This window comes from Streptomyces tritici, assembly GCF_048500665.1.
GTDB classification, from domain to species: Bacteria; Actinomycetota; Actinomycetes; order Streptomycetales; family Streptomycetaceae; genus Streptomyces; species Streptomyces tritici.
The window spans coordinates 6,123,813-6,137,369 of the sequence record NZ_CP183183.1; the positions used below are offsets into that span (position 1 = coordinate 6,123,813).

Below are 13,557 nucleotides of genomic sequence, written 5' to 3' on the forward strand. Positions count from 1 at the left end.
ATCATGATCGAGTTCGCAGAGTCCGGCGGATCCTCCGAGGCCCGCCGTGGCTAGCCCCGGGACGGGAAGCGAGCGCCGCCCGGCCGTGGTGCAGCGCCGCAGGATCGAGCGGGTCAAGGCCATCCTCGACGCCGCGGAGGCCCTTCTCGGCGAGCAGGGGTACGAGGCCGCCACCCTCAAGGCCATCGGCGAACGGGCCGGCATCCCGACCGCGTCCGTCTACCACTACTTCCGCGACCGCGGCGAGGTCGAGACCGAACTGCTGCAGCGCCACATGGTCCGGCTGCGCGAGCAGGTCACCGACCGGCTCGGCGAACGCGCGCCGCACTCCGTCCGCGAGACCGTCGACATGATCGTCGACCCGCTGCTCGCCTACGGCCGCGCCAACCCCGGCTTCGTGCAGCTCTGGCGGCAGCGCTCCGTGACGCTGCGGGAGCTGGCCCGCGAGTTCGACGAGTCGCTCGCGGAACGGACCTGGCGGGTGCTCGTCAAGCACCGCCTCATCGACGCCGACACCCCGCTGTACGTCCTGCAGTACGCCTTCGAGGCCGGTGACCGGTTCTTCGACCTCGCCTTCCAGCGCTCCCCGAGCGGCGACGAGACGACGATGACCGAGGCCCGCCGCCTCGTCACCGCGTACCTGGAGACGTACGCGCCCGCCGACGGCGACTGACACCGACGGCGGGCGGGCCGCTCGTCAGCCCTCCGACGGCGGGTACGGCGCCGCCTTCAGCCGGCGGGCCAGGTGGACGGTGTTGACGGCCAGCGTCCGGGTGGTGCTCCTCGTCGCGTCGGGCGTCTTGTCGAGGTCCTGGTAGTCGGTCCCCTGCATGGCCTCGCCGACCCAGTACGAGACCGCGTTCGGGGCCAGCGTGAAGCCGACGTCGTTCAGCCCCTGGAAGAGATCGGCGCTCACCTTGTGGGCGCCGTCCTCGTTGCCGACCACGCACACCGCGGCGACCTTGCCGTACGTCAGCATCCGGCCCTCGTCGTCGGTCTCGGACAGCTCGGCGTCCAGGCGCTCCAGCACCCGCTGGGCGACGCTCGACGGATGGCCCAGCCAGATCGGCGTGGCCAGCACGAGGATGTCGGCGTCCATGATCTTCTCGCGGATCCCCGGCCAGGCGTCGCCGTCGCCCATGTCGATCCGCACGCCGGCGCGGACGTCGTGGTCGACGATGCGGACGATCTCGCCGGTGACGCCGTGCTCGGCCAGAGAGGCCATGGTCTGCTCGGCCAGCAGCTGCGAACTGGACGGTGCGGGGGACGGGGTCAGCGTGCACACCAACGCGACGGCACGCAGCGGAGTGTTCTCGGCAGTGTCCATGATCTCGCGCCTACCCGGGAGCGCCGGTGCTATCCGCTTCCTTGCGCCACACGGGTTCCGGGGCGCGTGGAAGCGGCCTCCGGGGGAAGTCGCCCGCCCGTGGGACGTACGCGCGGAGGTCGGCGGACATGGACGACGCGGTGGTCACCGAACTGCTGAGGCGCTCCCACCAGGCGTCCGGGCAGGACCTCGCCGGACTGGTGGACGAGGCGGGACGCAAGCTGGGCCTGACCAGAACCGGCCTGTACGTGACGGACCTGCAGCAGGTCCGCCTGCTCCCGCTGCCCCAGCCGGGCCTCGGCGAGCGGCAGGCGCTCGACATCGACACCTCGCTGGCGGGCCTCGCCTACCGGACGGAGCGGGTCCAGCGCTCGCGGGACGACCGCGTGGCGTGGGTGCCGGTGATCGACGGGGTCGAGCGGCGCGGCGTCCTGCAGGTCGTCGCCCCCGCCCTGGACGACGCGGTCCTGGAGGCGTGCGAGGCGCTGGCCGACGCCGCAGCGCTGCTGATCGTCTCCAAGTCGGCCCACGACGACCTCCTCATGGCGCGGGAGCGGCTGCAGCCCATGACGGTGCAGGCGGAGCTCCTCTGGGCGTTCCTCCCGCCCCGCGCCGTCGGCACGACCGACGTGACCTCCTCGGCGGTGCTGGAACCGGCCTACGATGTCGGCGGCGACGCCTTCGACCACAGCTTCGCCGACGGAGCGCTGCACCTGACCCTGCTGGACTCCATGGGCCACGACCTCGCCGCCGGGGGCGCCAGCGCCGCGGCCCTCGCCGCCTGCCGGGCGACGCGCCGTTCCGGCGGCTCGCTGACGGACATCGTGACGACGATCGACCGGATCCTCGCCGAGTGGTTCACCGACCGGCTGATGACCGCCGTCGTCGCCCGCCTCGACGAGTCCGACGGCCGGCTCACCTGGATCAACTGCGGCCATCCGCCGCCGCTGCTCATCCGCGACGGCCGGGTCCTGCCCCAGGTCCTCGACCGGGACGCGGACCTCCCGCTCGGCTGGGCCTTCCACCTGGAGGCGCCGCCCACCGAGCACCACGAGCGGCTCCAGCCCGGCGACCGGGTCCTCCTGTACAGCGACGGGGTCACCGAGGCGCGGTCGCCAGGGGGCGACCTCTTCGGGGAGCAGCGGCTCGCCGACACCGTCCTGCGTGCCACCGCGGCCGGCGACACCGCGCCCGAGGCCCTGCGCCGCCTGGTCCAGAAGCTGCGCCAGCACCAGGACCACAAGCTGCGCGATGACGCGACGATCATGCTGGCCGAGTGGCACCCCGACCGGTGAGGGGCGCGGCGGGCCCGTCGATCCCGTCGTGCCCGGCCGGCCGTCAGGCCCGTCCGGCCGCCTTCTGGCTGCGCCGGGACAGCGAGTCCACGACCACGGCCGCGAGCAGCACCGAACCGGTGATCATGAACTGGACGGCGTTGCTCACGCCCATGATGTTCATCCCGGACTGGATCGAACCGATCACCAGCGCGCCCAGCAGCGCCGACCAGACCGAACCCCGGCCGCCGAACAGGCTCGTGCCGCCGATGACCGCGGCGGCGATCACGTTCATCAGCAGATTGCCGCCGCCGGACGTCTGGCTCGCGGACTGGATCTGCCCGGCCAGGAAGATTCCGCCGACCGCCGCCATCGTGCCGGCGATCGTGAACACGCTCATCCGCACGAACGGCACGCTGACGCCGGCCCGGCGCGCGCCCTCGATGTTCCCGCCGACCGCGAAGATCTGCCGCCCGTAGCGGGTGCGGCGCAGCACGAAGTCCAGCACCACCAGCAGGACGAGGAACAGCAGCAGCGCCAGCGGCAGCCCCTGGTACTGGTTCAGGATGTACGCGGCGGCGAAGGCGAGCCCCGCGAGCACCGCCGTGCGCAGCACGATCTCGGGGATCGGCCGGAACGGCACCCGGGCCGCCTGCCGCCGGCGGGCGTCGAGCAGCGAGGCGAGCAGGAACAGGCCGACCCCGACGCCGGCGGCCACGTACGCGGCGGCCGGACTGGCGAAGATCTTCGAGTACAGCTCGGCCACCACCGACTCCGACGGGATGTTGACCGTGCCCGTGGTGCCCAGGACCTGCAGCATCAGCCCGTTCCAGGCGAGGTTTCCGGCGAGGGTCACGACGAAGGCGGGCACCCCGACCTTGGCGAAGAAGAACCCGTGGATGAGCCCGACGGCCGCGCCGCCCGCCACGGCCACGAGCAGCGCCAGCCACTCGTTCATCCCGTTGAGCACGTTGAGCACGGCGAAGATCGCCGCGCACAGACCGCTGACCGAGCCGACGGACAGGTCGATCTCGCCGAGCAGCAGCACGAAGACGATCCCGACGGCGATCATCCCCGTGCCGACGATCTGCTGGCTCAGGTCGGACAGGTTCTGCGCGGACAGGAACGTGCTGTCCAGGCTGCCGAACACCGTCCAGATGATGATCACGGCGACCACGACGGGCAGGGAGCCCAGCTCGCCGCTGCGCAGCTTGCGCCGGAACTCGTTCAGGTACCCGCGCAGCCCCTCCTCGCGGACGATCAGCCGGGAGTCGACCGCGGGCACCGCCTCCGCGGCGGGCCGCTGCGCGGCCGTGTCGTCGGGAACGCGGTTCGCGCCTCCGGGGACGCCGTCCGGCCCTCCGGGGAAGCGGTCGGGACCGCCGGGGCCCCCGCGGTCGCTCATCGCTCCTCCTCCCCGCGGACCTCCCGCTGCTCGCGGATGCGGGCCTGGCGCCGGGTGACGGCGCTCTCCGTGGCCCCGGTGATGGCGGAGATGATCTCCTCCGTCGTGGTGGAACGCCGGTCGAAGACGCCGTTGTTGCGGCCGAGGCGCAGCACCGCGATCCGGTCCGCGACGGCCATCACGTCCACCATGTTGTGGCTGATGAGAATGGTCCCGAGGCCGCGCTCGCGGAGCCGCTCGACGAGGTCGAGGACCTCGGCGGTCTGCTCCACGCCCAGCGCCGCGGTCGGCTCGTCCAGGATCACGACCTTGGGGTCGCCGATCAGGGAGCGGGCGATCGCCACGGTCTGGCGCTGGCCGCCGGACAGCGAGGCGACCGGGATGCGCACGGACGGGATCCGGATCGACAGCGTGTCGAGCAGTTCGCGCGAGCGCTGTTCCATGCGGACCTCGTCGAGCACCCCGAAGCGGCGCAGCTCCCGTCCGAGGAAGAGGTTGCCGACGACGTCCAGGTTGTCGCAGAGCGCGAGGTCCTGGTAGACGGTCGCGATGCCGAGGTGCTGGGCGTCGTGCGGGCGGTGGATGGACACCCGCCGGCCCTGCCACTCGATGACGCCCTCGTCGGGCGGGTTCACCCCGGCGATCGCCTTGACGGCCGTCGACTTGCCGGCGCCGTTGTCGCCGACCAGGGCGACCACCTCACCGGCGTGGACCTCCAGGTCGAAGCCGGCCAGCGCCTGGACCGCGCCGAACCTCTTGGAGACCCCCCGCAGTGTCAGCACAGGTGTTTCCGGCACCGGAACCGCCTCCTCGGCGGGGACCGCCCCGTAGGGTTCCTACTTCAGCCCGGCCTTCTCGCAGGCGTCGGCGTAGGTCGGCGTGCAGATCTCGTCGACGGTGTACAGACCGTCCTTGACGACCGTGTCCTTGATGTTGTTCTTGTGCACCACGACCGGGGTCAGCAGGGTCGCCGGGACCTTGTCGCCGCTGCCGCTGGTGACGGTGACCGGCGTCAGGTTCTTCGGGATCGCCTTGCCCTCGGCGAGGTTGACGGCCATGGTCGCCGCGATGTCGGCCTCCGGCTTGTACGGCTTCTCGACGGTGATCGTCTGCGTGCCCAGCAGAATCCGCTGGATGGCGTCCAGTTGGGCGTCCTGGCCGGTGAGCGGCACGTTCATGCCGGCCGCCTTCAGGGCGGTGGCGATGCCCGCGGCCAGACCGTCGTTGGCGGAGTACACGCCGACGATCTTGTCCTTGCCGAGGGCGCTGATCGCGCCGGACATCTGCTGGTTGGCGTTGTTCGGGTCCCAGTTGGGCGTGTCGTACTCCTTGCCGATCTTCACCTTGCCGTCGAGGACGGAGTGCGCGCCGGCCTTGAACTCGGCGGCGTTCGGGTCGGTGGGGGAGCCGTTGTGCATCACGATCTGCCCGGTCTTCGCCTTGGCGCCGAGCGCGGCGAGCAGCGCCTGGCCCTGCAGCTGGCCGACCTTGCGGTTGTCGTACGAGACATAGGCGTCCACGGGCCCCTGGGCCAGGCGGTCGTACGCGACGACCTTCACGCCGGCCTTGTTGGCCTTCTCCACGGACGACTGGATCGACTTGGCGTCCACGGCGTCCAGGATCAGCACCTTGTCGCCCTTGGCGAGCGCGGTGTTGACCTGCTGCTGCTGGGTGGTCGCGCTCTCGGCCGCGTTGTAGTAGTCGATCTGCGCGTCCGGCGCCAGTTCCTTGATCTTCTGCTCGATGTACGGCCGGTCGAACTTCTCGTAGCGGGTGGTCTTGCTCTCCGGCAGCAGCAGCCCGATCCGGATCTCCTGCTTCGCGGCCGCCGCGTCGTCGTCCGCCGCCAGGGCCGTTCCCGTCGTGGCCACCAGCCCCAGGCTCAGGGCGGCTGCCGCGGCCACCGCTATCGCGCCTCGCAGAGTACGGGTCATGGGAGGCTCCTTTCGCAGCCCCGTCCTCCCGCACCGCTGAGGGGCCGCGGGGGAGCGGGCGCACCTCTGACCGGACAGCTGGTCTCTCCCTCGACACTAGACCCAACGCCTTCCGGCGACCATTCGGGTGATCATCGGCTACCGTCTGCCTGCGGGGCGTGATCATGGACGCGCCACGGGAGACGGTCGGGGGAACGTCCGCTGTGATCCGGGTCACGCCTGTCACAGCAGCCGGTCCTCCGGTGTCTTGAGACCGACACCCCCTCGAACCGGGGAACCGGAGGAGACACCATGAACGAGAACACCGCGCGCACCCAGGTCGTCGTCATCGGCGGCGGCTACGCCGGCGTCATGGCCGCCAACCGCATGACCCGCCGCGCCGGCCTCGCCGTCACCCTGATCAACCCGCGCCCCGCCTTCGTCGAGCGGATCCGGCTGCACCAGCTCGTCGGCGGCAACCACGCCGCCGTCGTCGACTTCCGCGAGGTGCTGTCCGACGCCGTCCGGCTCGTCGTCGACACCGTCGACCGCATCGACGCCCCGCGGCGCACCCTCACCCTGGCGAGCGGCGACACCGTCGCGTACGACCACCTCGTGTACGCGGTCGGCAGCGGCAGCGCCGACCCGGGCGTGCCCGGCGCGGCCGAGCACGCCTACCCGATCGCCGCCCTGGAGGAGGCCGAGCGGCTGCGCCCGGTCCTCGAAGAGGCGCCCGCCGAGGCCCCGGTCACCGTCGTCGGCGCCGGGCCCACCGGCATCGAGACCGCCTCCGAGCTCGCCGAACAGGGCCGCCGGGTGACCCTGGTCTGCGGCGGGGTGCTCGGCCCCTACCTGCACCCGCGCGGCCGCCGCTCCGTCGCCGGCCGGCTCGCCGAACTCGGCGTGACCGTCGTCGAGGGCGACGGCGCCAAGGTGACCGCCGTGACCCGCGACGCCGTGGAGCTCGCCGACGGCCGACGGCTGCCGAGCGCGGTGACCGTCTGGACCGTCGGCTTCGGCGTCCCCGACCTGGCCGCCCGCAGCGGACTGACCACCGACGCCCTCGGCCGCCTGCTCACCGACGAGACGCTGACCAGCGTGGACGACGACCGCATCGTCGCGGCCGGCGACTCGGCCGCCCCCTCCGGGATGCCGCTGCGGATGAGCTGCCAGGCCGCCGGCCCGCTGGGCGCGCTCGCCGCCGACACCGTGCTCAGCCGCCTCGACGGCATGGCGCCCGAGACGGTCGGCTTCGGGTTCGCCGGCCAGTGCCTGAGCCTCGGCCGCCGCTACGGCCTCTTCCAGGTCGCGGCCAAGGACGACACCCCGAAGTCGTACTACCTCGGGGGCGCGCCCGCGGCGAAGCTCAAGGAGTTCATCTGCCGGGCCACCGTCAAGCAGCTCGCGGACGAGGCCCGCAAGCCCGGCGCGTACCGCGAGCACAAGAAGTCCAAGTCGGAGGGGAAGCGCCGGCGGCAGGAGCTGGCGCGGCGCGCCGAGCGGACGGGCGCGGCACTCCCCGAGACCGAGAACCAGACCCGGAACCGGACCGAGGCCCCGGCCGCGGCCCGGAGCTGAAAGACACCACGTGAAGAGAAGGGAACGCGCAGTGGACGAGCCCGAGGTGCCCGAGGTACCGGTCGACGACGAGGCGCGGGAGCGTGCCGCGGCGGACGGGGACGTGCCCGAGTACGCCGCCGTCCGGTCCGGCGAGTCCGCCGCCCACGCGGCCACCGAGACGTTCGTCGCCCACCGGAACCTTCTCTTCACCGTCGCGTACGAGATGCTCGGCTCCGCCGCCGACGCCGAGGACGTCCTCCAGGAGACGTGGCTGCGCTGGGTCGCCGTCGACCTCGACCAGGTGCGCGACCGGCGCGCGTACCTGGTCCGCATCACCACCCGGCAGGCGCTCAACCGGCTGCGCAGCATGTCGCGTCGCAAGGAGTCCTACGTCGGCCAGTGGCTGCCCGAGCCGCTGCTGACCGCACCGGACGTGGCCCAGGACATCGAGCTCGCCGAGAACCTGTCGATGGCGCTCATGCACGTCCTGGAGACGCTGTCCCCGACCGAGCGCGCGGTGTTCGTGCTGCGCGAGGTCTTCGACCTCGGCTACGAGGAGATCGCCGCCGCCGTCGACAAGACCCCAGCCGCCGTACGCCAGATCGCCCACCGCGCCCGCAAGCACGTCGACGCCCGGCGGCCGCGGCAGACGGTCGACCCGCAGGCGAGCCGGGCGGCCCTGGACTCCTTCCAGCGCGCCGTGGAGACCGGGGACCTGCAGGGACTGCTCGACGTCCTGGCCCCCCAGGTCGTGCTCATGGCCGACGGCGGCGGCTTCAAGCAGGCCTCGCCCCGGCCCATCCTCGGCGCCGACAAGGTGGTCCGCTTCCTCGGCGCGCAGGGCGCCAAGTTCGAGGCGGCGCTCGCCTTCGAGCCCACCGTCGTCAACGGCGGCCCGGCGCTGCTGGTCCGCCTCGGCGGCGAGCTGGACGGCGTCATGGCGATGGACTTCGAGGACGGCCGCATCTCCGCCCTCTACTACGTCCGCAACCCCGAGAAGCTCACCCGCATCCACACGGAGACCGCGCTCACGACGAAGTGACCGCCGGGGCACGATCGGCCCCACGGAACACGACCGGGCCCGTCCTCGACCGAGGGCGGGCCCGGTGGTTTTCCGCGTGTCGGGAACCGAACGCCCGCTTCCGCCTTCATGATCCATGGTGCCTGCGGCCGACCACCGCAACGCGCCTCCCATGAACGAGGAAGACCGAGGAGTCAACGTGTCCTTGTCACTGCACCGCCGTCTGGCCGTGAGTGTCACCGTGATCGCCGCGCTGGCCGGGGGACTGGCGCCGGCGGCCGCGGCAGCCCCCGCACCCGCACCCGCGCCCGCCCCGGCGCCCACGCCCGCCCCCGACATGGCCGGAGTCGCCGCCGCGCTCGACGCCGCCCTGGCCAAGGGCGCACCGGGCGCCATGGCCCGCTGGTCCGGCCCCGACGGGGTGAAGAGCCGCACCGTCGGCGTCCGCGACAAGGTGTCCGGCGCGCCCATGGACATCGGCGCCCGCTTCCGCGTCGGCAGCGTCAGCAAGACCTTCTCGGCGGTGGTGCTGCTCCAGCTGGTGCAGGAAGGCCGAGTGGAGCTGGACCAGCCGGTGAACCGGTACCTGCCCGGACTCCTCCCCGACGACCGCATCACGGTCCGCCACCTGCTCACGCACCGCAGCGGACTCGCCGACTACACCGACGAGATGTTCCAGCACACCGTCCCCGGCTTCGAGGCGGTGCGGAACAAGGTCTTCGCCTACGAGGAGCTCGTCGCCCTCTCCCTCGCCAAGCCGCGCACCACGGAGCCCGGCGTCGCGTACAAGTACTCGAACACCAACTTCGTCGTCGTCGGCATGCTCATCGAGAAGCTGACGGGCCGTCCGGTGGCCGAGGCGTACCAGAAGCGCATCATCAAGCCGCTGGGCCTGACCAAGACCTCGTACGTGCACCCCAGCACCACCATCAAGGGCCTGCACGTCCGCGGCTACCTGCACCCCGACGAGGCCGGCGCGCCGCTCGTCGACTCGACGGAGCAGACCGTGTCCTGGGCGCAGTCCGCGGGCGCGTTCATCTCCAGCCCGGCCGACCTCAACAAGTTCACCAGCGCCCTGATGCGCGGCCGGCTGCTGTCCCCGGCCATGCTGGACGCGATGACGACGGTGACGCCGACGGACGCCACGAACACCCGCTTCTACGGCCTGGGCCTGCGCCGCTACAACCTCTCCTGCGGCACCCAGATCTACGGCCACACCGGCACCGTCCAGGGCTACTACACGTACGCCTTCTCGACCCGCGACGGCCGCCGCAGCCTCTCCGCCCTCGCCAACACCTCCAACCACGGCGAGGCGAACACGGCCCTCGGCGGCACCCTGGAGGCCGCCTTCTGCGGCAAGCCCGCCAAGGCCGCCCTCAGGTCCACCCCCCGCTCGACGCAGCTCCCCGCGGAACGCGACCTGCCCGAGCGACACTGATGCCTGAGTAACACGGGCGGGAGCCCGCGCGGGGAGGCGTCCTCCCCGCGCGGGCTCCCTTCTTGACCCTCACACCGTGTCAGGCGGTCAACTCGGAGACATCATGTTCACCATCGGAGACTTCGCCCGGCACGGCCGCGTCTCGGTCCGGATGCTGCGTCACTACGACGCGACCGGACTGCTGCGTCCGGCCCACGTCGACCCCGCCAGCGGCTACCGGTACTACACCGCCGCCCAGCTCGCCCGCCTCAACCGGATCATCGCGCTCAAGGACCTCGGCTTCACGCTCCAGCAGGTCCGGGACATCGTGGACGAGAAGGTCGGCGCCGGGGAACTGCGCGGCATGCTGCGGCTGCGGCGGGCCGAACTGGAGACCGCGATGGCCGCCGCGCGAGCACGGCTGGTCCAGGTCGAGGCGAGGCTCCGAGCGATCGAGAGCGAGGGGCACATGCCCACGAACGACGTCGTCCTCAAGAACGTCCCCGCCGTCCGGGTGGCGGAACTGACCGCGACCGCCGCGAGTTTCGGGCCCGAGCACATCGGCCCGGTCATCGGGCCGCTCTACGACGAGCTGTTCCGCCGCCTGGAGACGGCGGGCATCACGCCGACGGGCCCCGGGATCGCCTCCTACGAGGACGCCCCGGAGGGCGGAGGCAGGATCACCGTCCACGCCGGCGTCCAGGTCTCCGCCCCGCTCCAGGACGGCCCCTTCCGGGTCCTCGACCTGCCGCCCCTCGACGAAGCGGCGACCATCGTGCACCGCGGCTCGATGGACACCGTGCTCCCCACCGCCCAGACCCTGGCCCGCTGGATCGACGCCCACGGCTACCGGTCGACCGGTTACCCCCGCGAGATCAACCTGGACTGCCCCGAGAACCGCGACGACTGGGTGACGGAACTCCAGGCGCCGGTGACCCGGACCTGACCGGCCCGCAGGGGCTCGTGCTCATCGGGCGGCACGCCAGGTGTCCAGGGCGGCCGGGCGCCTGCACTCCTCAGCGAACCGCAGCCCCCGGGCGAACGGACTGCCAGAAGCCGACGCGGCCCACAGCATCCGTTCCGCCGCCCGCGCGTCGGGCACCAGCGGTACGGGCGCGTCGGGGCCGGTCACCGTGAACGCCGCTCCCGCGCCCGAACGCGGCCGTGCGCCCGTCCACCGTCGTCTCGTGCGCGCCCCGACGCCGAGTCGCCGGGTCGGCCGACCCGGCGAACAATGGCGATGAGGGCCGTGGGCACTCCGCGGGGCACTTCGCTCCGCTCGGGGACGCGCGTACGACGACGCGTACGCGCCGGACACGTCGACGGAGACGGCCACGACATGAACGCACGAAGCGCCGCACCCGACCTCCGCACGAAGGACGCCCGCTCACCGGGCAGGAGCACCCTGTACCGCCTCGGACACTGGTGCGCCCGGCACTTCGTCATCGTCATCGTGCTCTGGCTGGCGGCCGTCGGCGGCCTCCAGGCGCTCGACCGCTCGGTCGGCGGGGAGTACTCCGACAACTTCTCCCTGCCGGGCGTGCAGTCGGCGGAGGGCCTGGACGTCCTCAAGGCCCACGACCCCGCGGCCGGCGGCTACGGAGCCCAGATCGTGCTCGACCGGCCCGCCGGTCCCCTCACCGACGAGGCGGCCGCGGTCGACTCCGCCGTCGCCGCGCTGCAGGAACTGCCCGACGTGCTCAGCGTCCAGAACCCGCTGCCGCCGCCGGGCTCCGCGCCGCAGACGCCGCCCGCCGGCACCCCCGACACCGGCCCGCTGTCCACCGACGGCAGGACCGCCTACATCACCATCCGTTTCGGCGTCCCGCCCTCCACGCTCGGCGACGACTACCTCACGGGGGTCGACTCCGCCGTGCAGCCGCTGCGGGACGCCGACGTGACCGTGGAGTACGGCGGTTCACTCGGCGAACTGGCCCGTCCGCAGCCCGACGACCGCAGCAGCGAGGCGATCGGCTTCGCGGTGGCGATCGTGGTGCTCCTGATCGGCTTCGGCAGCGTCATCGGCGCTGTGCTTCCCCTGGTCACCGCGTTGATCGGGGCGGTCTGCGGACTGGCCCTGCTGGGCCTGACGGCGGCCGCGTTCACGTTCGGCACGGTCTCGCCCACCCTCGCCACCATGATCGGACTCGGGGTCGGCATCGACTACGCGCTGTTCCTGATCACGCGGCACCGGCAGAACATCATGAACGGGCACGATCCCGCCGACTCGGCGGCCCTCGCGACCACGACGAGCGGCCGGGCGGTCCTCGTCTCCGGCTGCACGGTCGTCATCGCGCTGTCCGGGCTGTGGGTCTCGGGCGTCACGTTCATCGGGAAGCTGGGGCTCGCGGCCGCGTTCACCGTCGTCACGGCGGTCCTCGCGGCGCTCACCCTGGTGCCGGCCATGCTGGGCCTCGCCGGCCGGCGGATCGACAAGTACCACGTGCGCAAGCCGGTCGCGGAGACGGACGCGGAACCCGGCGCGCCGGCCCACGGCACGTGGCACCGGTACGCCCGGCGCGTGGAGCGGCGCCCCTGGTCGTTCCTGGTGTGCGGGGTGGTCGCCCTCGTGATCCTCGCCTTCCCGGTCTTCTTCATCCAGCTCGGACACATCGGCGACGGCGCCGATCCCGAGTCCTTCACGGACCGGCGCGCGTACGACCTCGTCTCCGAGGCGTTCGGGCCGGGGGCCAACGGACCGCTGACCCTCGTCGTCGACCAGACCGCCGTGCCGTCCGCGGACCGCGCCGACCTCGCCACCAGGCTCCAGCAGTCCCTGACGAACGTGCCGGACGCGGCCTCCATCACGCCGCTGCGCCCCACGCCCGACGGCGACGTGCTCATCGGGACGGCGTACTCCGTCGCCTCCCCCCAGGACGCGAAGACCACGCAGCTCACCGACCACCTCGTCGACGACGTGCTGCCGAAGGCCGTCGCCGACACGGAGGCGAAGACGTACGTCACGGGCACGACGGCGGCCCAGGTCGACTTCCTGGACATCGTCTCCAGCCGATTGCCGCTGATCATCGCGGTCGTCGTCGCGCTGGCCTTCCTCGTCATCCTGATCGTCTTCCGCGGCCTGCTCGTGGCGCTGAAGGCCGCGGTGCTCAACGTCCTCTCCATCGCCGCCTCGTACGGCGTCGTCGTCGCCGTCTTCCAGTGGGGCTGGGGAGGACCGGCACTCGGCGTCAACGGCAAGGTGCCGATCGAGAGTTACGTGCCGATGATGATGTTCGCGATCGTCTTCGGCCTGAGCATGGACTACGAGATCTTCCTGCTCTCGCGGGTGCGGGAGGCGTGGCTCCGCACCGGCGACGCGAAGGCGAGCGTCGCACACGCCCTGGAGATCACGGCCCGGGTCATCACCTGCGCCGCGCTGATCATGGTGAGCGTGTTCGCGGCGTTCATCGTCTCGGACAACATCGTGGTCAAGATGCTCGGCCTTGGGCTCGCGGTGAGCGTCCTCATCGACGCCACCGTGGTCCGGCTGCTCCTCGTCCCCGCCGTGATGACCCTGCTCGGCAGGCACGCCTGGTGGACGCCGCGATGGCTGGACCGGACCCTTCCGCATCTGGACACGGAGGGCGAGGAGGCGCTGCAGCGGGAAACGGCGGTGAAGTCGTAGGGGGAGATGGGGCAC

General features: G+C 72.2%; 11 protein-coding genes. 7 read left to right on the forward strand and 4 right to left on the reverse strand.

From position 1 onward, the window contains the following. Positions 1-46: 46 nt before the first annotated feature. On the forward strand, positions 47-673 hold the full coding sequence (locus tag ACNJ93_RS28075; protein WP_418960246.1) for a TetR/AcrR family transcriptional regulator: 627 nt from the start codon (positions 47-49) through the stop codon (positions 671-673). 24 nt (positions 674-697) lie between these two features. On the opposite strand, the gene ACNJ93_RS28080 is transcribed toward ACNJ93_RS28075, so the two are convergent. Next, positions 698-1,327: a flavodoxin family protein gene (locus ACNJ93_RS28080; RefSeq protein ID WP_418960247.1), complete on the reverse strand. Its 630-nt coding sequence runs from the start codon at positions 1,325-1,327 to the stop codon at positions 698-700. 128 nt (positions 1,328-1,455) lie between these two features. Here ACNJ93_RS28080 and ACNJ93_RS28085 point away from each other — a divergent pair, with 128 nt between their 5' ends. Next, positions 1,456-2,622 carry a PP2C family protein-serine/threonine phosphatase gene (locus tag ACNJ93_RS28085; protein WP_418960248.1) on the forward strand — a complete coding sequence of 389 codons (1,167 nt, stop codon included), beginning with the start codon at positions 1,456-1,458 and terminating at the stop codon, positions 2,620-2,622. A 43-nt stretch (positions 2,623-2,665) separates the two neighbouring features. Here ACNJ93_RS28085 and ACNJ93_RS28090 read toward each other — a convergent pair whose 3' ends face one another. From ACNJ93_RS28090 to ACNJ93_RS28100, 3 genes are read right to left on the reverse strand one after another with little or no spacing between them, the layout of a single operon-like run. After that, positions 2,666-4,006 carry a sugar ABC transporter permease gene (locus ACNJ93_RS28090; RefSeq protein ID WP_418960249.1) on the reverse strand — a complete coding sequence of 447 codons (1,341 nt, stop codon included), beginning with the start codon at positions 4,004-4,006 and terminating at the stop codon, positions 2,666-2,668. Beyond that, positions 4,003-4,803, reverse strand: a complete 801-nt coding sequence (locus ACNJ93_RS28095; RefSeq protein WP_418960250.1) for an ATP-binding cassette domain-containing protein — start codon at positions 4,801-4,803, stop codon at positions 4,003-4,005. Before ACNJ93_RS28095 ends, ACNJ93_RS28090 begins: the two co-directional genes overlap by 4 nt. 39 nt (positions 4,804-4,842) lie before the next feature. After that, positions 4,843-5,940 (reverse strand): substrate-binding domain-containing protein, encoded by a 1,098-nt coding sequence (locus tag ACNJ93_RS28100; protein WP_418960251.1) that lies wholly within the window; start codon positions 5,938-5,940, stop codon positions 4,843-4,845. 291 nt (positions 5,941-6,231) lie between these two features. Here ACNJ93_RS28100 and ACNJ93_RS28105 point away from each other — a divergent pair, with 291 nt between their 5' ends. The 5 genes from ACNJ93_RS28105 (at position 6,232) to ACNJ93_RS28125 (ending at position 13,542) form a co-directional block, all read left to right on the forward strand. After that, positions 6,232-7,497 (forward strand): NAD(P)/FAD-dependent oxidoreductase, encoded by a 1,266-nt coding sequence (locus ACNJ93_RS28105; RefSeq protein WP_418960252.1) that lies wholly within the window; start codon positions 6,232-6,234, stop codon positions 7,495-7,497. 103 nt (positions 7,498-7,600) lie between these two features. Further along, positions 7,601-8,521 carry an RNA polymerase sigma-70 factor gene (locus ACNJ93_RS28110; RefSeq protein WP_418961555.1) on the forward strand — a complete coding sequence of 307 codons (921 nt, stop codon included), beginning with the start codon at positions 7,601-7,603 and terminating at the stop codon, positions 8,519-8,521. A gap of 178 nt (positions 8,522-8,699) precedes the next feature. Next, a complete protein-coding gene (locus tag ACNJ93_RS28115; protein WP_418960253.1) occupies positions 8,700-9,938 on the forward strand; it encodes a serine hydrolase domain-containing protein in 1,239 nt (412 codons plus the stop codon). Between the two features lie 103 nt (positions 9,939-10,041). Continuing rightward, on the forward strand, positions 10,042-10,863 hold the full coding sequence (locus tag ACNJ93_RS28120; RefSeq protein WP_418960254.1) for a MerR family transcriptional regulator: 822 nt from the start codon (positions 10,042-10,044) through the stop codon (positions 10,861-10,863). Positions 10,864-11,256: 393 nt separating this feature from the next. Beyond that, positions 11,257-13,542 carry an MMPL family transporter gene (locus tag ACNJ93_RS28125; RefSeq protein ID WP_418960255.1) on the forward strand — a complete coding sequence of 762 codons (2,286 nt, stop codon included), beginning with the start codon at positions 11,257-11,259 and terminating at the stop codon, positions 13,540-13,542. Positions 13,543-13,557 lie beyond the last annotated feature (15 nt).